Source organism: Kitasatospora sp. NPDC056446, assembly GCF_042796115.1.
In the GTDB taxonomy this organism is placed as follows: domain Bacteria; phylum Actinomycetota; class Actinomycetes; order Streptomycetales; family Streptomycetaceae; genus Kitasatospora.
Map to the genome: position 1 here is coordinate 22,871 of NZ_JBHTRF010000064.1, position 19,494 is coordinate 42,364.

The 19,494-nt window shown below is 73.8% G+C and carries 13 protein-coding genes, 1 pseudogene and 1 riboswitch; of the genes and pseudogenes, 3 read left to right on the plus strand and 11 right to left on the minus strand.

Going from position 1 to position 19,494, the window contains the following annotated elements:
- Nucleotides 1-14: 14 nt before the first annotated feature.
- On the plus strand, nucleotides 15-2,570 hold the full coding sequence (locus ACFQ6N_RS30255; RefSeq protein ID WP_380655813.1) for an ABC transporter permease: 2,556 nt from the start codon (nucleotides 15-17) through the stop codon (nucleotides 2,568-2,570).
- 221 nt (nucleotides 2,571-2,791) lie between these two features.
- On the opposite strand, the gene ACFQ6N_RS30260 is transcribed toward ACFQ6N_RS30255, so the two are convergent.
- From ACFQ6N_RS30260 to ACFQ6N_RS30290, 7 genes and pseudogenes are all read right to left on the minus strand, one after another.
- Complete coding sequence (locus tag ACFQ6N_RS30260; RefSeq protein WP_380655816.1) at nucleotides 2,792-4,159, minus strand: NAD(P)/FAD-dependent oxidoreductase; 1,368 nt, start codon at nucleotides 4,157-4,159, stop codon at nucleotides 2,792-2,794.
- 428 nt (nucleotides 4,160-4,587) lie between these two features.
- On the minus strand, nucleotides 4,588-5,523 hold the full coding sequence (locus ACFQ6N_RS30265) for an exopolyphosphatase (RefSeq protein ID WP_380655853.1): 936 nt from the start codon (nucleotides 5,521-5,523) through the stop codon (nucleotides 4,588-4,590).
- 191 nt (nucleotides 5,524-5,714) lie between these two features.
- Nucleotides 5,715-6,248 (minus strand): annotated as a pseudogene (locus ACFQ6N_RS30270) (DUF501 domain-containing protein); the annotation flags it as partial.
- Nucleotides 6,220-6,726: a septum formation initiator family protein gene (locus ACFQ6N_RS30275; protein ID WP_380655818.1), complete on the minus strand. Its 507-nt coding sequence runs from the start codon at nucleotides 6,724-6,726 to the stop codon at nucleotides 6,220-6,222. The pseudogene ACFQ6N_RS30270 and the gene ACFQ6N_RS30275, both read right to left, overlap by 29 nt.
- Before the next feature lie 194 nt (nucleotides 6,727-6,920).
- Nucleotides 6,921-8,207: a phosphopyruvate hydratase gene (gene eno, locus ACFQ6N_RS30280; RefSeq protein ID WP_380655821.1), complete on the minus strand. Its 1,287-nt coding sequence runs from the start codon at nucleotides 8,205-8,207 to the stop codon at nucleotides 6,921-6,923.
- Between the two features lie 251 nt (nucleotides 8,208-8,458).
- Entirely contained in the window at nucleotides 8,459-9,373 is a 915-nt protein-coding gene (locus ACFQ6N_RS30285) for a transglycosylase family protein (RefSeq protein ID WP_380655823.1), read from the minus strand.
- A 4-nt stretch (nucleotides 9,374-9,377) separates the two neighbouring features.
- Nucleotides 9,378-9,546, minus strand: a riboswitch (cyclic di-AMP (ydaO/yuaA leader).
- Between the two features lie 265 nt (nucleotides 9,547-9,811).
- Complete coding sequence (locus tag ACFQ6N_RS30290; protein ID WP_380655825.1) at nucleotides 9,812-11,242, minus strand: cytochrome P450; 1,431 nt, start codon at nucleotides 11,240-11,242, stop codon at nucleotides 9,812-9,814.
- Between the two features lie 266 nt (nucleotides 11,243-11,508).
- Between ACFQ6N_RS30290 and ACFQ6N_RS30295 the strand changes: the two genes are divergently transcribed.
- The gene (locus ACFQ6N_RS30295; RefSeq protein WP_380655826.1) at nucleotides 11,509-11,934 is read left to right on the plus strand and encodes an SDR family NAD(P)-dependent oxidoreductase; all 426 of its coding nucleotides are present in this window, start codon (nucleotides 11,509-11,511) and stop codon (nucleotides 11,932-11,934) included.
- A 4-nt stretch (nucleotides 11,935-11,938) separates the two neighbouring features.
- Here the strand turns inward: ACFQ6N_RS30295 and ACFQ6N_RS30300 are convergent, their stop codons facing one another.
- The 4 genes from ACFQ6N_RS30300 to ACFQ6N_RS30315 all read right to left on the minus strand — a co-directional run bounded on the left by ACFQ6N_RS30300 (nucleotide 11,939) and on the right by ACFQ6N_RS30315 (nucleotide 18,465).
- A complete protein-coding gene (locus ACFQ6N_RS30300) occupies nucleotides 11,939-13,027 on the minus strand; it encodes a MazG family protein (RefSeq protein WP_380655829.1) in 1,089 nt (362 codons plus the stop codon).
- A 781-nt stretch (nucleotides 13,028-13,808) separates the two neighbouring features.
- Nucleotides 13,809-15,479 (minus strand): protein kinase, encoded by a 1,671-nt coding sequence (locus ACFQ6N_RS30305; protein ID WP_380655831.1) that lies wholly within the window; start codon nucleotides 15,477-15,479, stop codon nucleotides 13,809-13,811.
- A complete protein-coding gene (locus tag ACFQ6N_RS30310) occupies nucleotides 15,476-16,093 on the minus strand; it encodes a hypothetical protein (protein ID WP_380655833.1) in 618 nt (205 codons plus the stop codon). The genes ACFQ6N_RS30305 and ACFQ6N_RS30310 overlap by 4 nt, the downstream gene beginning before the upstream one ends.
- Nucleotides 16,094-16,290: 197 nt before the next feature.
- Nucleotides 16,291-18,465, minus strand: a complete 2,175-nt coding sequence (locus ACFQ6N_RS30315; protein WP_380655835.1) for an N-6 DNA methylase — start codon at nucleotides 18,463-18,465, stop codon at nucleotides 16,291-16,293.
- Nucleotides 18,466-18,671: 206 nt separating this feature from the next.
- On the opposite strand from ACFQ6N_RS30315, the gene ACFQ6N_RS30320 reads away from it, so the two are divergent.
- On the plus strand, nucleotides 18,672-19,304 hold the full coding sequence (locus ACFQ6N_RS30320; RefSeq protein ID WP_380655838.1) for a DUF4352 domain-containing protein: 633 nt from the start codon (nucleotides 18,672-18,674) through the stop codon (nucleotides 19,302-19,304).
- The last annotated feature ends 190 nt before the right edge of the window (nucleotides 19,305-19,494 follow it).

Below are 19,494 nucleotides of genomic sequence, written 5' to 3' on the forward strand. Positions count from 1 at the left end.
TCCCAGGACACCCCATGTATCGCACCGCACTGCGCAACGTGCTGGCCCACAAGGGCCGACTGCTGATGACGGCGCTCGCCGTCATGCTCGGGACCGCCTTCGTGGCGGGCACCATGGTCTTCTCCGACACCTTCGGCAAGGCCATGCGGGACAGCAACTCCAAGAGCTACTCCGACGTCTCGGTCCAGGTGGTGGACCGCGCGGCCGGTTCCGGCGCCAGCGCCAGGCAGAAGAGCGAGAGCGGCTCCGCCGCGCTCACCGACGCCACCGTCGGGCAGCTGGCCGCCCTCCCGGGCACCGCCGACGCCCGCGGCGTGGTGAGCGGCTTCACCGGCGTCGCCGACCGCAAGGGCAGCCTGATCGGCCAGGTCTGGGCCGCCAAGGGCGCCAACTTCGCGCCCGGCAAGGACGGCAAGGACCCGCGCTACCCGATGGCCGAGGGCCAGGGCCCGAAGAACGCCAAGGAGATCGCGCTCGACCGCAAGACCGCCGACAAGGCGGGCTACAAGGTCGGCGACACCGTGCGCGTCGCCGCCAACGGCCCGGTGGTCGAGGCGAAGCTCACCGGGATCTTCACCACCGACGACCCGGTGGTGAACACCGGCGGCACGCTCACCCTGTTCGACCGGGCCACCGCCCAGCAGCTGCTGCTGGAGCCCGGCCGCTACAGCGGCGTCGTGCTCACCGCCAAGCCCGGCACCACCGAGGACGCGCTGCTCGCCCAGGCCCAGTCCCAGGTGCCGGTCGTCCAGAAGTTCGACGTCGAGACCGGCGCCAAGCTCAAGGCCGACCAGCAGGACATGATCACCAAGAGCACCGGCAGCATGCGCACCATGCTCCTGGTCTTCGCCGGCATCTCGCTCTTCGTCGGCATCTTCATCATCGCCAACACCTTCACCATGCTGGTCGCCCAGCGCACCAAGGAGCTCGCCCTGCTCCGGGCGATCGGCGCCAGCCGCAAGCAGGTGACCCGCTCGGTGCTGGTCGAGGCCCTGGTGATCGGCGCCCTGTCGGCCGTGGCCGGTCTGGCGGCCGGCGTCGGGATCGGTGCCGGCATGCAGTCCCTGATCGGCTCGCTGAACGAGAACATGCCGAGCGGCGCACTGGTGATCAAGCCGGTCACCGTCGCGGTGACCCTCGTCGTCGGCGTCGTGGTGACGGTGCTGTCGGCCCTGCTGCCCGCCCTGCGCGCGGCCCGGATCGCACCGGTGGCCGCGATGAGCAGCGGCGACCAGCCGACCTCCCAGAAGAGCCTGGTGGTCCGCAACACGATCGGCTCGCTGTTCGCCGCGGGCGGCCTGGCCCTGATCGGCTACGGCGCCTCCACCGGCAACGACAGCGGCCGGATGCCGGTCGGCCTGGGCGCCGTCCTGGCCCTGATCGGCGTGTTCGTCCTGCTGCCGCTGCTGTCCCGCCCGGTGGTCGCGCTGGCCGGCCCGCTGCTGCGGCTCGGCGGCACCCCGGGCCGGCTCGCCCAGCAGAACGCGGTGCGCAACCCGCGCCGCACGGCCGCCACCGCCGCCGCGCTCACCATCGGCCTGACCCTGGTCAGCGGCCTGACGGTGATCGGCGCCTCGGTCACCGACACCATCGACCGGGCCGTCACCAGCTCGATGAGGGCCGACTACACCGTCGACGCGGCCAACGGCATGGGCCTCTCCGAGCAGGTGCCCGCGCAGATCGCCAAGGCGCCCGGGGTGGCGGCCTCCTCGGCCCAGACCACCGTGTACTGGGAGCTCAACGGCAGCACCAAGGCGATCACCGGCCTGGACGCGGCGAGCTTCGACCAGCTGGTCGCGGTCCAGCTGACCGGCGGCTCGACCGCCGCGCTCGGCAAGGGCCAGCTGCTGGTGGACGAGGACGTCGCCAAGAAGTCCGGGGTCGCCACCGGTTCGACGGTGACGGTCACCTTCCCGGACGGCTCCACCGGCCCGCTCACCGTCGGCGGCGTCTACCGGGGGGGCGGCATGCTCGGCCCGGTCGTCCTGGCCAACAGCGAGATCGTCAAGCACGAGCCGAAGCCGTACGTCTCCGGCGTCCTGGTCAAGGGCAAGGACGGCGCCACCGACGCCCTCAAGCAGTCGCTGAAGGACGCCACCGGCGCCAACCCGGTGATCGAGGTCAAGTCCATGCAGGACGTCCGCGACGACTTCAGCCAGACCATCTCCTTCGCGCTGAACATGATGTACGGCCTGCTGGCGATGTCCGTGCTGGTCGCGGTCCTGGGCGTGATCAACACGCTGGCGATGTCGGTCTTCGAGCGCAAGCGCGAGATCGGGATGCTGCGGGCGATCGGCCTGGACCGCGGGGGCATCAAGCGGATGGTCCGGCTGGAGTCCGTGGTGATCTCGCTCTTCGGAGCCGGCATCGGCCTGCTGCTGGGCTGCTTCATCGCCTGGGCGATCAACGGCACCCTGAAGTCCAGCCTGAGCGGCCTGACCACGGTCCTGCCGTACGGCCAGCTGGCGGTGTTCCTGGCCCTGGCCGGAGCGGTCGGCCTGGTCGCCGCGATCTGGCCGGCCCGCCGGGCCGCCAAGCTGGACATCCTGTCGAGCATCAAGACCGACTGACCCGCACCCGGTCCGTGCGCCCGCCCCGGGCGTACGGACCGGGCGTACGGGTCGGGCAACAGGAGAGCCCCTGCCGGTACTTCGGCAGGGGCTCTGCTACTGCTGTACTCCGCCCGGTCGCACGGCCGGCTGAGCACCACGGAGGTCGTGGTCCGGCAACGCTGCCGGGCGGAGGGCCTCCGACTCATACCCCGGCGCTCCCACACCGGGGTCTCAGTCGCTTACTTGCTGGCGAGTGCCTTGTCGGCGACCGGCTTGGCGGCCTCGACGGGCTTGGTGGGCGGAGTGACCTCCTGGATGGGCAGCTGCGGCTTCTCCATCTGGGCGAGGCCGACCATCTCGCGCTTGAGGAACATCGCGAGCGTCCAGTCGGTGAAGACGCGGACCTTGCGGTTGAAGGTCGGCACCATCGCACCGTGGTACAGGCGGTGGAACCACCAGGCCGGACGGCCCTTCAGCTTGTACTTGCCGAAGAGGATCGCCACGCCCTTGTGCAGGCCCAGACCGGCGACCGCACCCAGGTTCTTGTGCTTGTACTCCTTCTGCGGGAAGCCGCGCATGCCGGAGATCACGTTGTCGCCGAGGACGACGGCCTGACGGCAGGCGTGCTGCGCGTTCGGCGGGCACCAGGCGCCCTCGCCCGAGGCGAGGTCCGGGACCTGGGCGTTGTCGCCGGCGGCCCAGACGTAGTCGAGGCCCTGGACCTGGAGGGTCGGCGCGGTGTCGACGTGGCCGCGCGGGCCCAGCGGCAGGCCGAACTCGGCCAGCACCGGGTTGGGCTTCACGCCGGCCGTCCACACGATGGTGGAGGCGTCCATCTCCATGCCGTTCTTCAGCATGACGTGGCCGTCGACGCAGGAGTCCATCGAGGTCTCGATGTAGACCTCGATGTTGCGCTCTTCCAGCTTCTCCTTGGTCCACAGACCGAGGTCCGGGCCCATCTCGGGGAGGATCCGGTTGGCGGCCTCGACGACCACGAAGCGCATGTCCTCGCGGCTGACGGTCCGGTACAGCTTCGACGCGTCGCGCGCCATGTCCTCGATCTCGGCGATCGTCTCGATGCCGGCGAAGCCGCCGCCGATGACGACGAAGGTCAGCGCCTTGCGGCGGACCTCCTCGTCCGCGGTGGACTCGGCCTTGTCGAGCTGGGCCATGACGTGGTTGCGGAGGCCGATGGCCTCCTCGACCGTCTTCATGCCGATGCCGTTCTCCGCCAGACCCGGGATCGGGAAGGTGCGGGAGACCGAGCCGGTCGCGACGACCAGGTACTCGAAGGGCAGCTCGTAGCTGTCGCCGGCCGCCGGCTGGATGGTGGCGACCTTACGGGCGTGGTCGACGCCGGTGACGGACCCGGTCAGCACCTCCGCCTGCTTGAGGGCGCTGCGCAGCGGCGCGACGAGGTTGCGGGGCGCGACGTTGCCGCCGGCCGCCTCGGGGAGGAAGGGCAGGTACGTCATGTACGACCGCGGGTCCACGACCGTGACGGTCGCTTCGCCGTAGCGCATCTTCTTGAGGATGCGCATCGCGGCATACAGGCCGACGTAACCACCGCCGACAATGAGGATGCGAGGACGCTCCGTGGTGCTCATATCCGAAAGTATCCAGCACCGTTCGGAGCAGCCTTCGTGAGCCCGGTCACAAGCTCATGGACACCCCGTGCTACACTGCGCGGCCGCAAAACCGGCCCCGGCACGGGGGCTCACCACCCTCCGCACCCCCTCGGAAACGCGCGCCGGAGCACCACCCTGCTGAGCAGCAACGATCCGTACGGGGCCCGGGTTCCCGCGCGTGATTTCGATTTTCAAACCTCGAACGATCCCTGACCTGCGATCCAGCGGGCCGCACCGCCGACCGACCTTCGGTCCCACAATTCGGACGTAGCGGGCGACCAGGTAGGACGAATGGCCGGATCGCCATGTGAAGAAATTCACGAACTTTCCCGCACGGGCCCGGGCGCGCCCCGGCCCCGGCTCCCCGAAAGGGGTGCCGGGGCCGGTTCGGTAAGCCCCGCGACAGGTCAGGGGGCGATACCCCAGGCGATGCCGTCGAGGATGTCGTGCTCGCTCACGACCATCTCGGCGGCGCCGGTCCGCTCCATGATCTCCAGCAGCTCCAGCGCCCCCGCCGCGATCACGTCCACCCGGCCCGGGTGCATCGACGGGATGGCCGCGCGCTCGGCGTGGGTCGCGGCCAGCAGCTCGCGGGCGATCCGGGCGACCTGCTCCCGGCTGACCCGCGAGTGGTGGATCGCCTCCGAGTCGTAGGCCGACAGGCCCTGGGCGATCGCGGACACCGTGGTGACCGTCCCGGCCAGGCCCACCAGGGTGGCCGCGCCGGTCAGCGGGACGGCCTCCTCGGCCTTGTCCAGCTCGGCCCGCACATGCGCCCGGGCCTCCTCGACCTGCTCCGCGGAGGGCAGTTCGGCGCCGCCGAAGTGCCGCTCGGTGAGCCGCACGCAGCCGATGTCCACCGAGCGCGCCGCCTCGACGTCGTCCGTGCCGCGCACGAACTCGGTCGAGCCGCCGCCCAGGTCGAACACCAGGTACGGGGCCGGGAACCGGTCGCCGGTCAGCTCCTTGGTGGCGCCCAGGAAGGACAGCCGGGCCTCCTCCTCGCCGCTGACCACCTCGGGCCCGACGCCCAGGATGTCCTGCACGCCCTTGGCGTACTCGTCGCTGTTCTCGGCGTCCCGGGAGGCGCTGGTCGCGACGAAGCGGACCCGCTCCGGGCCGACGCCGAAGCCGGAGATGATCTCCTGGTACTCCCGGCAGGCCGCGAAGGTGCGGGCCAGCGCGTCCGGGTGCAGCCGGCCGGTCCGGTCCACGCCCTGACCCAGCCGGTTGACGATCATCCGGCGGTCGAGGTCGGTGATCTCGCCGGTCTCCGGGTCCAGGTCGGCGACCAGCAGCCGGATCGAGTTGGTGCCGCAGTCGATCGCGGCCACCCGGGTCATGGTCACCGCGACTCCTGCCCGGCCTCGCCCTGTCCGGCCTCGCCCTGGCCGGCCTCGCCCTGGCCCGCGTGGTCCTGGCCGGCGTCCGCGGCACGCTTCTTGGCCGCGCGCTCGGCGGTCTTCTGCTGCTTGGCCGCGATCACGGCGTCGTGGTCCTGCGCCTTGGCCCGGTTGCGGGCGACCCGCCCGCCGGCGGCGTCGACCTCGGCCGGGGAGACGCACGGGCCCTTGGCCCACCAGTCCTCCAGCATGCCGATCGCCTCGTCGCCGAGCGGGTTGACGCCCTCGCCGGCCGCCAGCGAGTGGCCGACCAGCACGTGCAGGCACTTCACCCGGTCCGGCATGCCGCCGGCGCTCGGGAAGCCCTCCAGCACCTCGATCGCGTCCCGCCGGGCGATGTAGTCCTCGTGCGCCTTCTGGTAGGCGGCGGCCAGCTCCGGGTCCTCGGCGAGCCGGGCGGACTGCTCCTTCATCACGCCGTCCGCCTCCAGGGTGCCGATCAGCGAGGCGGCCTTGGGGCAGGTCAGGTAGTACAGCGTCGGGAACGGCGTGCCGTCGGGCAGCCGGGGGGCCGTCTCCACGACGTCCGGGTTGCCGCAGGGGCAGCGGTGCGCGACTCCGCGCAGGCCGCGCGGGACCCGGCCGAGCTGGGCGGCGATGGCGGCGACGTCGGCGTCGGAGACGGCGGGGTGGTTCTCAGTGGTCATGGGGGGAGCTGTCTCCAACGGAGGACGGTGGGAGCGGAACGGGGGTGGCGGGGGGCGGCGCGGCGCTGTCGGCGGCGTCCACCGAGTCCCAGATGCTGGCGTACCAGGGCTTGGCCGCCTTCGCCTGACCGGTGGCCGAACCGGTCGCGGGGGTACCGGCAGCCGCCGGGGAGGGCTTGGCGGAGGCCTGGCCGGCCGGGTCCACCGCGATGTACGGGGTCTCCCCCGGCACCGCGTAGTGCAGCCGGGCGCGCGCCTGCGCCTTGACGTACTCCGGGTCCTGCCAGCGGGCCCTGTCCCGGCGCAGCTGCTCGACCTGCTGGCGCGCGTGGTCGGCCTTCGCCCGCTGGGCGGAGATCTCGGCGCGCTGGGAGATGAACTGCCGCGTCGGGTAGGCGAGGATCGCCACCAGTGAGCAGAGCACCAGGACGAGGACGGTCGCCCGGCTCGTGAACCGAGGCCGGGCCGCCAAGCCCGGGATCCGCAAGCCTGCCATCTCCCGTATCCCCTCCTGGTCGCGACGGTGCCCCGCCGTCCACCCTACGGGGTGAACGGCGGGGCACCGGTCAGGCTGGCGCTACCGGGGACGCCCGGCACCCGCGCCCGCTGTGCCCACCGGTCCGCGGAGCGGTCCCGGTCGGCACTCGGCGGGGCGGCCGTGCCGGTCACCCGGCGGAGCGGGCCTGCTCGTCACTCGGCGGAACGGAACCGGGGGAAGGCGCCGCGGCCGGCGTACTCGGCGGCGTCGTCGAGGATCTCCTCGATGCGCAGCAGCTGGTTGTACTTGGCGACGCGCTCGGAGCGGGCCGGGGCGCCCGTCTTGATCTGGCCGCAGTTGGTGGCGACGGCGAGGTCGGCGATGGTGACGTCCTCGGTCTCGCCGGAGCGGTGCGACATCATGCAGCGGTAGCCGTTGCGCTGGGCCAGCTCGACGGCGTCCAGGGTCTCGGTCAGCGAGCCGATCTGGTTCACCTTCACCAGCAGCGCGTTGGCGGTGCCGGTGTCGATGCCCTTGGCCAGGCGGACCGGGTTGGTGACGAACAGGTCGTCACCGACCAGCTGGACCTTGTCGCCCAGCTTGACGGTCATGGCCTTCCAGCCGTCCCAGTCCGACTCGTCCAGCGGGTCCTCGATGGAGACCAGCGGGTACGAGGCGACCAGGTCGGCGTAGTACTCGATGAGCTCGGCGGCGGTGAGCGCCTTGCCCTCGAACTGGTAGGCGCCGTCCTCGTAGAACTCGGAGGCGGCGACGTCCAGGGCCAGCGCGATGTCGCGGCCGGGCACGTAGCCGGCCTTCTGGATGGCCTCGGTGATGAGGTCCAGGGCCTCGCGGTTGCTGTCCAGGTTCGGCGCGAAGCCGCCCTCGTCGCCGAGGCCGGTGGACAGGCCGCGCTCCTTCAGCACGCCCTTGAGGGTGTGGTAGACCTCGACGCCCCAGCGGACGGCCTCGGAGAAGGACTCCGCGCCGATCGGAGCGATCATGAACTCCTGGATGTCGACGTTGGAGTCCGCGTGCGAGCCGCCGTTGAGGATGTTCATCATCGGGACCGGCAGGACGTGCGCGTTCGGGCCGCCCAGGTAGCGGAACAGCGGCAGGTCGCTGGCCTCGGAGGCGGCGTGCGCGACGGCGAGCGAGACGCCGAGGATGGCGTTGGCGCCGAGCGAGGACTTGTCCGGGGTGGCGTCCAGGTCGAGCATGGCCTGGTCGATCAGGCGCTGCTCGGTGGCGTCGTAGCCGACCAGCTCCGGGCCGATCTGCTCGATGACGGCCAGGACGGCCTTCTCGACGCCCTTGCCGAAGTAGCGGTTCTTGTCACCGTCGCGCAGCTCCAGGGCCTCGAAGGCACCGGTGGAGGCACCCGACGGGACAGCGGCACGACCCGTGCTGCCGTCGTCGAGGCCGACCTCGACCTCGACCGTGGGGTTGCCACGCGAGTCGAGGATCTCACGGGCTACGACGACATCGATGGACGGCACGATGCATCTCCTTGCGGAAGCAGGTCCGGCTGACGGTGGTGCTGCCAGCGGGACGATTACGGAGTCGTTACGGACCAGAGCCTAACCGCCCGTGCTCCCGGGGCCACGTCGACCTCGCTTCCGTCTCAGCGTGTGGCCCGGCTACCCACCGGTAGTTCACCTGCTTGTCCCACCTTGTCCCACCGGGGCGGGCGAATGCGGACGAAGGGGTCCGGCAGCGCCGGACCCCTTCGCACGCACGGCGGTTCGGCTCAGCCGAAGTGCAGCACCTGGCCGGGCATGATCAGGTTCGGGTCGCCGCCGACGGTGCCGTGGTTCTGGTCGTACAGCGCGTGCCAGCCGCCGGACACGCCCTGGGCAGCGGCGATCGTCGACAGCGTGTCGCCGGCCCGGACGGTGTAGTCGTGGCCGGACGCCGGGGCGGCCTGCGGGGCCTGCGGGGCCTGCTGCGCGGCCTGCGGGGCGTACTGCGGCTGGGCGGCCTGGCCGGCGTACTGCTGGTAGACGCTCTGGTGGCTGGTCCAGTACCAGGCGCCGTTGTTCTGGTACCAGTACACCTTCGCGGTCGCGTCCCACCCGGCCTGGCCGGAGAAGCCCGGGGTCTGCGGCTGCGCCTGCTGCTGCGGGGCGCTCTGCTGCACCGGCTTCTGGACCGGCTTCTGCACGGGCTTCTGGGCGACCGGCTTCTGGGCCGGGGCGGCGGGCTTCTGGGCCTGCTGCTTGGGGGCCTGCGCGGGGGCGGACTGCGGCTTGGCGTCCGAGGAGGTGTCGACGGAGGCCGGGGCACCGCCCTTGCTCAGACCGGCCTTCTGCGAGCAGACGGGCCAGGCGCCCGGGCCCTGCGAGGCGAGGACCTTCTCGGCGACCGAGATCTGCTGCCCCTTGCTGGCCTGGTTGGCCTGCGGCGCGTACGCGGTGCCGCCGTACGCCTTCCAGGTGCTGGAGGTGAACTGCAGGCCGCCGTAGAAGCCGTTGCCGGTGTTGATGCCCCAGTTGCCGCCGCTCTCGCACTGGGCGACGGCGTCCCAGGTGGAGGCCGGGGCGGCGGAGGCGCCGGTGGCGGTGAGGAGCGGCATCGCGAGTCCGACGCCGGCCACACCGGCGACGGCGATGGCCTTCTCGGTCTGGGTGCGACGACGGTGACGGCCGGTTCCGACGAACAGCATGAAGGGTCCCTCTCCGTACGCCTGCGAGGTGAGCTGTCGGGTTCGGACCGGGAGGTGGCCCGGCCGCCGTGCGCGGAAACGATTCCGCTCGGGCGGCTTCACCCCAAGCCGTCGGGAAACGGCAACAAACCTGGTTCCCCCGCCCCTGCCCAGGGTTCTGGTCGGTTTCCCGTGGCGCGGCGGGCAGGATTCGGCGTTCCGCGCACGAGGTCCGCAGCTGCGAACTCCAGGGAGAGTAGACAGAACATCAGACCGATCACAAGCTCATATCACCGATATCACACAGAAATTACGGCCCGTGTCCGATCGCCTACCAACGGCGGCTATATGTCCGGATTGATGGGTGTTCAACCCCCGCCCACGGGCCGCCGGGCGACGTTTCGTCAGGGCGCCGCCCGGCGTGTCGCCGGCGCATTGTCGGCGTTTCGTCAGCTCGCGTCAGTTTGTCGAGGGCGCGGACGGGGTGTGCGGAAGCGTATGCGGAGGCGTATGCGGGGAGCGGCTCTCCGGAGTGAATTCGACCGGGAGTTCCCGCAGGCCACGCATGATCAGACCGCCGCGCCAGCGCAGATTCTCCGGGCTTTCCGCCAGCCGCAGATCCGGCAGCCGGGACAGCAGGGTGGACAGCGCGGCACGCCCCTCCAGGCGGGCCAGCGGGGCACCGATGCAGTAGTGGATGCCGTGCCCGAAACCCAGATGGGGATTGTCCGCCCGGGCCAGGTCCAAGGTGTTCTCGTCCGCGAACCGGGCCGGATCGCGGTCCGCCGCCGCCAGCACCACCAACACCGGGTCGCCGACCGGGATCGCCACGCCGCCGATGGTCAGCGGCTGCGTCGCGAACCGCCAGGTCGCCAGCTCCACCGGCCCGTCGTAGCGCAGGAGTTCCTCGATCCCCGTATCGAGCAGCGCGCGCTCCCCGCGTACGACCGACTCCTGCAGCAGCCCGCGCTGCCCCGGGTTGCGCAGCAGCGCGTACGTACCGTTGCCGATGAGGTTCACGGTTGTCTCGAAACCGGCGAACAGGAGGATGAAGGCCATCGCCGCGGCCTCGTTCTCCGTCAGGTGCTCGCCGTGGTCGCTCGCCCGGATCAGGCCCGAGATCAGGTCGTCCCCGAGGTCCGCCCGCTTGCGGTGGATCAGCTCCAGCAGGTACGCCCGCATCCGCTTCACCGCCCGCCCCACACCGCCGCGTTGGCCGCCGCCGTGGCGGATCATCATCCCGGCCCAGTCGCGGAAGTCGTCCTGGTCCTCGGACGGCACGCCGAGCATGTCGCAGATCGCGTAGATGGGGAGCGGGAAGGCGAACTCGTGGATCAGGTCCGCCGAACCGCGCTGCGCGAAACCGTCGATCAGCCGGTCCGTGAGCTGCTGCACCCGCGGCTCGAACTCCGCCACCCGGCGCGGCGTGAACGCCTTCGACACCAGCCGGCGCAGCCGGGTGTGGTCCGGCGGATCGATGTTCAGCAGGTGGGTCATCAGGTCCGCCTGCCGCTCCCCCGGGATGCCCACCCGGCCGGTGCGGTGCGCCTGCCCGCTGTGGTGCGCCGGGTTCTTCGACAGCCGGCCGTCCGCCAGCGCCTGCCGGGCGTCCGCGTACCTGGTCACCAGCCAGGCCTCGACGCCGCTCGGCAGCGTGGTGCGGTGCACCGGGGAGTGCTCCCGCAGCCAGGCGTAGGCGGGGTACGGGTCGGAGGCGAACTCCCAGGTGAACAACTGCGGGGCCGCGGGCCGGCCGGGGGCTCCGGGCGTGCCGTCGGGCTCGGCTCCGGGCCGGGCGGCTTCCGGCACGGGGTCGGGCGCGGATTCGGGCTGGGCGGGGGCTTCTGGCCGCACGGCGGCGGGCTGCGCGGGGTCGGGCTGAGCTGGCATGGTTCGACCGTATCCGGTGCGCACCCGCCCCCTTCCCCCGGCGGCCCGCGCCGCCCGCGTCAACGGCGTGCGACCCGGACGCCAACACTCCGTGGACGACCCGTGGACGGTCCGTGGACAGCTCTTGGACAGCTCTTGGCCGGGCGGCGGGCGTGAGCCTGGTCACCTGAGGGGTAATCCCTGTTGCGGAGGATCAGGACCTGCCTACGATCCTCCGCAGTACGCGTGGGCGCCGGTGCGGTGCCGCCCACAGGGAGGAGCAGACCATGCGGGTCAGCGGATCAGTCGTCGTCATCGCGGTACTCGACGGCGGGTCGGGCGCCGACCTCGCCCGCCGGTTCGCCGCGGCCGGCACCGCCGGAATGCTGATCGCCGACCAGCACGTCGGCATCGCCGAGGACCTCGCCGCCGAACTCGACCGGCCGGGCTGCCCCGTCGTCGGCGTCTCCGGCGACATCCGCCGACCCAGCGACGTCGCCGCCCTCGTCGACACCGCGGAGAAGCACCTCGGCCCGATCGACCTCTTCGCCGTCGCCGGCCCGGACGGCGAGCGGATCGTCTCCCTCGCCGACCTGCCCGCCCACCTCGACCTGGAGCGGCTCGCCGAACTCGTCGTCCTCGTCGGCGAGGCCATCGGGGAACTCGTCCCGCCGCAGCGGCGCCCGGTCACGCACACCGCCACGGCGGCCTGAGCGACTACTCGCCGGCCGCTTCGCCGTCCGGCTCGTCGTCGAATTCGCCGTCGGGTCCGCCGTCGGATTCGCCGTCCGGCTTGAGGCCCTCGGCCGCGCGCACCGCGTCCCGGTAGCCGCGCGCGGCCGAACGCAGCGCCGCGTCCACGTCCACCCCGGCGTCGTGCGCCCGCTGCGCCACCGCCAGCAGCAGCCGGCCCGCCGACGCCGGAGTCAGCTCCGCGGGCAGCTCGTACGACTCGTCCGACACCTCGGTGAAACCCGCCCGGCGCACCCGGGACACCAGCTTCGCCGCGTACGCCAGCGCGGGCAGCCCGGCCGGCACACCGTCCAGCACCGACTCCCGGTCCGCCTTCTCCGCCGCCTTCAACTGCTCCCAGTTCGCCTCCACCTCGGCGGCGCCCTCGGCCTCGACGTCCCCGAACACGTGCGGGTGCCGGTACATCAGCTTCTCGACGATGTCACCGGCCACGTCGTCCACGGTGAACGGCTCGGTCGGGTGCTCCTCGGCGATCCGGGAGTGGAAGAACACCTGGAGCAGCACGTCGCCCAGTTCCTCGCGCAGCGTCCCCCGGTCCCCCTCCTCGATCGCCTCGACCAGCTCGTACGCCTCCTCGACCAGGTACTTCACCAGGCTCTCGTGCGTCTGCTCCGCGTCCCACGGGCAGCCGCCCGGCGAGCGCAGCCGGTCCATCACCGTCACCAGGTCCAGCAGCCGCGAGCCCGGCAGGTCGTACGAGCCCGGCAGCACCTCGATCTCGGGCACCTCACCGGCCCGCTCCACCGCGAGCCGCGCCAACGCGTCGGTCAGCCCCGGATCCCCGTCCGGACCACCCAGCCACACCGTCGCCCCGGCCCCGGCGGGCTGCCCGGTCAACAGCCGCGCCAACGCGGGCGCCGACCCTGGGGCCACCACCTCCACCGCCACCCCGGCCTGCCGAACCGCCGCCACCTGCGGATGCCCCTCGTCACCCACCAGCACCCGCCCGGCCGACCGCAAGGCCTCCCAGGCCGGCCACGCCAGCAGCCCGGGAGCCACCCGGTGGGTGGTGGTCAGCAGGATCAACTTCGCGCCGGGAACATTCGTCGTCACACCCCGAACCTACCCGCCGACCCCCACCCCGGCCGCGCCACGGGAAGCCACCCCCACCGGCGGCCGGTCACAGCGGAACGGGCCCACCCGGCGAAACCCCCAGCTCGCAGGGCCCGCAGCACCGGAAGTCGGCCCAGCCGACTCCCCCCACCTGAGCGCCAACCATCCACAAACGAAGTCGGCCCCGCCGATTTCCCGCGCGCGAACGGCAACCCACCACAGCGGCGGACACCGACCAAAACGCCCACCCTCGCCGGCACAGGAAGTCGAACCCGCCGACCTCCCACGCCCACGCAGCGGCCAAGCACCACCGGGCCGAACGAGGCCGGCGGGAGCCGAGGTCCGAGGTGGAGAGCGGGTGGCGGCGAAGCACAGCCCGGCGGGGCCCGTCAGGAACCCCACCCCAACCGGCGGACCCGCAGCACAGGAAGTCGAACCAGCCGACCTCCCACGCCCACGCGGCGGCCAAGCACCACCGGGCCGGGCGGGGCCGGCGGGAGTTGGGGCGGGGTGGAGAGGGGCGGCGGCCAAGCACAGCCGGGCGGGGCCCGTCAGAAACCCCACCCCAACCGGCGGACCCGCAGCACAGGAAGTCGAACCAGCCGACTTCCCACACCCACGCGGCGGCCAAGCACCACCGGGCCGAACGAGGCCGGCAGGAGCCGAGGCGGGGGAGAGCGGGTGACGGGCGGAGCGCTGCCGGGCCGGGCGGGGCCGGCGGGAGCTGAGGTCCGGGGTGGGTCCGGGGCGGGGAGGGGTGGCAGAGGTGCCGGTGGCGGGGTCAGTGGGGGGTGGGGGGCCAGGGGGTTTGGGGGTGGAGGGTGGAGAGGGATTCGCGGAGGCGGCGGACGGTGGGGTGGTGGGGGCCGTCGCGGCGTTCGCGTTCGAGGAGGACGGGGAGCAGCCATTGCCAGGCGTTCTGGGGGTCGCCGGCGGCGGCGAGGTGGAGGCCGATGCGTTCGCGGAGGTCGTAGCCGCGCTCGGGGTCGGTGTCGAGGCCGGTTTCGAGGCGGGCCGTGTGGGCGGTGAGGAGGGCCTGGTACTCGGCGAGGGCTTCGGCTCCGTGGCCGAGCCGGTCGAGGCAGATGGCGGCGCGGTAGCGGTGGTCGAGGCCCTGGGGGCCGTGCGGGCCGCCGTCGGCGGTGGCGGCGAGGCGGCGGTACTCGGGGAGGGCCTGCCCGGGGTGGCCCTCGTGCAGGAGGGTGCGGGCGTAGATGGTGCGGATGGTGCGCACCAGGGGTGCGGCGTCGCCGAGTTCGGCCTCCGCGCGGGGCAGCAGCCGGGCGGCGAGGCCGAGGATCTCGGAGTGGCGGCCGGCGTCCACGAGGTCGGAGAGGCGGGCGCATTCGGCGCCCAGGTCGGGGAGCGGGGGCGGGGGCGCGGGCGCGGGCGCGGGCGCGGGCGGAGCCGGCGGGACTGCCGGGACCGGCGTCCGCAGGAAGGGGCGCGGTTCCGAGCGGACCGCCGACGGGTGCGCCGCCGCCGTGACGGTCCCGGGCTGGGGCTGGTGCGGGAAGCGGTACGGCCGTACGGGGTCGGGCAGCGGGGTGTAGCGGGGCTGCGGGGTGCCCTGGGCCGGTGGCAGCAGCGGGAGCAGCCGCGCGTACACGGTCTGGGCGTCGGCGGGGCGGCCGGCGGGCTGCTTGGCGAGGAGGTCGAGGACGAGCCGTTCCAGCGGCTGCGGCACCTCGGGGCGCAACTCCCGGAGCGGGACGGGTGGTTCGTCGACGTGGCGGCGCAGGACGCCGAGCGCGGTGGGGGCCCGGAACGGTTCCTCGCCGGCGAGCATCTCGTGCAGCAGGCAGCCGAGCGCGTAGAGGTCGCTGCGCGGGTCGGTGGTGGCGGCGAGGGCCTGTTCGGGGGCCATGTAGGAGGGGCTGCCGACGGGCACGCCGGTGAGGGTGAGGCGGGTGGTCTCGGTGTCGAGGGCGGTGGCGATGCCGAGGTCCAGCAGGACGGTGCGGCCGTCCTCGCGGACCATGACGTTGCTGGGCTTGAGGTCGCGGTGGACCACCGGGATGGCGTGGACGGCGGCGAGCGCGGTGCAGAGCTGGGCGGCGACGGCCACCGCGCGCTCGACGGGGAAGGGCGCGTCCTCGGCGATGAGGTCGGCCAGGCTGACGCCGGGGATCCGCTGCATGACGAGGTACAACTCGCCCTCGTCCTCGCCCGCGTCGAAGACGGTGACCAGCCCGGGGTGGTCGAGCACGGCGGTGACCCGGCACTCGCGCAGGAAGCGGCGGCTCAACTCGTCGCCGTGGCGGTCGCGTTCGCCGCCGGGTCCGGTTCCGGCGCGGGTTGTGCCGGGGAGCAGGTGCTCGGGGCGGAGCAGTTTGACCGCGACCTGGCGGTGCAGGCGCTCGTCCTGGCCGGCCCAGACCTGCCCCATGCCGCCGTGGCCGATCTTCTCGGTGAGCCGGTAGCGGCCGGCGATGAGTCGGGCGGCGGTCACCGCCGGTCCTCGCGGACCTGGCGGCGCAGCAACTCGCCGAGCTCGCGCAGGTCGTGGCCGGTCTCGGGAGCGGCGGGGGAAGCGGGGGCGGCGGGTACGACGGGAGTGGCAGCGGGGGCGGCGACGGGGACGGGGGCCCCGTACCCGGGCACGGTCGCCGCGTACGGCGCCGCGACCGGCGGGCCGTACGGCGGGGCGGCCAGCGGGGTCTTGTGCGGCCTGGGCGGGCCGGCCTCCCAGACCGCGCGGCGGTCCATCAGCAGGAAGTACGCGGTCGGCGCCAGCCACAGCACGGCCAGGGTGATCTGGCCGGTGATGTCGGCGGTCGAGTTCTTGAGGGTGCCCGCGATCCCCGCGGAGACGAACATGACCAGCAGCAGCGCGCAGAACACGGCCGCGCCGAGGATGTCGTACGCCCGTCTGCGCCGGACCGCCAGCAGCAGCGGCGGGAGCACCCCGAGCAGGCCGAAGGTCACCAGCGGGGCCAGCGCGCACAGCACTCGCGCGGGCGTCCCGAACCGGCCGGGCACCGGGGCCGGACCGGGTGCCGGCCCCGGCCCGTACGGCGTGCCGCCGGGCGGCGGTCCGAACTGCCCGGGGTACTGCCCTGACATGCGCGCTCCTGAGCTGGTGAGGACCGGCACCGTGGCGGTGCGGACGGTCAGCACACCGTACCGCCCGGCCCGGTCGGCCCGGAGGCCTTCCGTCCGCTCGGTTCCGCATCGGTACCGGGGCGGCACCCGCCCGTGCGCCGCCCTCGCTCCGGGCCGGTACCGATGCGGCCGGGGGCGGCCGCTGAGCCCGGGTCAGCTCAGTCCGTCGGCGGTGCCAGGGTGCCCGTCGCCAGCGCGTCCGTCGCGCCCTGGACGAGGGTGCGGCCGAGGGCGGCGGCCTGCCCGAGGGCGGTGTCGAAGGCGGCGAGCCGGGCGAAGGCCGCGCCGAGCCGGCGCTGGGCGGGCAGCGGGAGTCGGGGCAGCTCGACCCGGCGGATGTCGAGGCGGGCGGTGGTGGTGGCGTGGCTGGCGGCGCGCCGGGTGCCGGCCGTGGAGCGGAACTGGCCGGCCAGGAACTCGGGGTCGAGCGCGGCCCGGTCGGGCCGCAGCAGGTGGAGCTGGCGGCCGAGGGCGGCGCCGACCAGCGGGCCCTCGGCGGGGACGACCCGGGCGGTGCCGCCGCCGAGCGCGGGGACGAGCACGTCGCCGGGCCGGGTGCGGACGTCCCCGGCGGCGCCAGGCCCGACGGCGAGGACGGCGCTGGGCGCGGCGCCGGTGGCGAGGTCCTGGTCGGTGACGACCGGGGTGCCGCCCGTTCCCGCACCGGCCCTCACCCCGGCACCGGCCCCGCCGCCGGTCCCGCCGCCGGTCCCGGAGGAGTACACCTCCAGCGCGCCGGCGCGGACCAGTTCGCCGATGGTGACCACCCCGACCGGCGCGGCGCCCGCGTCGGCGCCGGGCTCGGCGCCGGGCTGCGGCAGCAGGGTGGCGGGGTCGGCCAGGTCGGCCAGGAGTTCGGCCAACCGGCTGCCGAGGTGCGAGAGTTCGGCCGCGCCGCCGAGCGGGGCGGCGGGCGGGACGTGCCGGGCCGGGGAGAGGTCGGTCTCGTCGTCGAGCAGGTCGATGGCGGCCACGGCCCGGTGCACTCCGGGGCGGTCGGCGGGGACCGGCAGGCCCTCGCGGGCGGCCAGGTCGAAGCCGCGCCAGGCGTCCAGGACGGTGCGGCGCAGCCCGGGCCAGTCGACCCTGTCCCGGCCGCCTTCGGGGGCCGGTGCCCCGGCGGCCCCGGCCGGGGGCGTCGCGCCCGCGTCGAGCAGCAGCACCTGGCGGAAGTCGTCCCCGGGCAGGGGGGCGCGCAGCACCCACAGGTGCAGCGGGACGCCGTACGGCGGGGCGGCCCCGGCCGGCAGGGCGATGACGGCGCGCAGCGCGCCGGAGCGGAGCAGTTCGGCGCGGACGCGCCGGCCGGAGCGGCGGACGGCGACGGTCGGCGGGAGCAGCAGGGCGGTGAGGCCGCCGGGACGGGTGTGGGCGAGGCAGTGCAGCACCCAGGCGAGTTCGGACTCGCCGCGCGGTGGGACGAGCCCGCCGGGCCAGCGGCTGTCGAACTGCAACTCGTCGTGACCCCAGTCCCGTTCGTTGTAGGGGGGCTGGCAGAGCACGGCCTCGAAGGTGTCCCGGGGGTAGCCGTCGGCGCGCAGGGCGTCGCCGGCGCGCAGTTCGAGCGGGAGCGGGCCGGGCTCGTCGGCCGGGGTGTGCAGGGCGAGCCGCAGCTGGGCGAGGGCGGCGGCGACCGGGTCGGCGTCCTGGCCGTACCGGCCGGTGGTCGGCGGGTGGGCGAGCAGGACGGCGCCGAGGCCGACGGCCGGGTCGAGCACGGTGGCGGGGACCCCGGCGACGGCGGCGAGCAGTTCGGCGGCCTCGGGCGGGGTGGGGCTGTACTGCCGGGCGTTGGCCTCGCCGTGGCGGGTGAGCAGTTGCTCGTACGCGCCGGTCGGGCCGGTGTCGGCGGCGAGCGCGGCGAGCAGTCGGGCGAGGTCCAGCTGGGTGCTGCCGAGCAGGCCCGGCAGGCCGAGGAGGCGGGCGCCGTCCGGGCCGAAGGCGTGCACGGCGGTGTCGGCCACGGCCCGGGGCAGTGCGAGGGCGAGCCGGGTGTCGGGCTGGTCGGCGAGTTCGGCCCAGCGCTCGGGCGCACGGTGCAGCAGCAGGAGCTGGGCGCCCGCCTCGACCAGCGGGGCGGCGGGGTGGCCGGCCGGGTCGCGGAGGGTCTCGACGAGCTGCCACACCTTCTCCAGCAGCGGGAGCTCGGCGATCTTCCCCTGGGCGCGCAGCCAGGAGTCGACCTCGGCGAGCGCGAAGGCCGGGCTGGCGTCGGTGCCGCCGACCGGGCGGGGAAAGTCGGGGTGGCGGCGGCGCCAGTTGCTGACGGCGGCCCGGCCGACGCCGGCCAGCCGGGCGATCTCGACGGCGGTCACTTCGGGACGGTCCGGCACGGGGGCTCCTTCGGTGGGTCTGTGACCGCTCAGCGGGTCGCTGTGACCGCACAGCATAGCGACGCACCCTCCGATCCGAGTTCACATGTGAACAGAGCTCTTTTGTGAATTGCCGTTGACATGGTTCACGGCCGGGTGGTGTGATCTCTCCGTCGCCACCGAACGGGGGCGATACGGGGAAGACCACCGATCACCGGGAGACACCCATGTCCGCGACCGCCCGCCGCACCGCCGTCCGCCGTTCCACGACCCGCCGCACCGCCGCCCTGCTGCTGGGCGCCGCACTGGTCACGCTCTCCGCGACGGCCTGCAACTCCACCGCCGGCAGCTCGGTCTCGACCGAGGCGAAGCAGACCGCGGCCACCGGCGGCTCCGACGCCGCCAAGCCCGCCGAGACCAAGGCCGCCGACGCCCCCAAGGCCGCCGCCCAGGTCGGCGACACCATCGGGCTCAAGGGCAGCAACCCGGCCGACACCGCCGACGTGACGCTGGTGAAGGTGGTCGACAACGCCGAGGGCGACAACGAGTTCACCCACCCGGCCGACGGCAAGCGCTTCGTCGCGGTCCAGTTCCGGATCAAGGCGAGCGGCAAGAAGGCCTACAGCGACGCCCCGAGCAACGGCGCCAAGGTGCTGGACGCCCAGGGCCAGGCCTACGGCTCGACGATCGCCGACACCAAGGCCGGCCCGAGCTTCCAGGTCCCCGCCAACATCGCCCCCGGCGAGAGCGCCCTCGGCTTCGTCACCTTCGAGGTCCCGAAGGACGTCAAGCTCGACAAGGCCCAGTTCGGCCTCGACAGCGGCTTCGCCCCGCAGACCGGCCAGTGGAAGCTCGGCTGACCGGGCGCCGCACCCCTCCGGGCGCGCGCACCCGGCACCCAGCCCCCGGCGCACCCCACCCGGCATCCGCCCCGGCACACCCCACCCGGCCCCGGCGCCGCCAGACCCGCTCCCCGGGGCCGCCCACACGAAAACGGCGGCCCCGGGCAGAGCCCGAGACCGCCGTCCACCGCCCGAGGGCGGCTGTCGT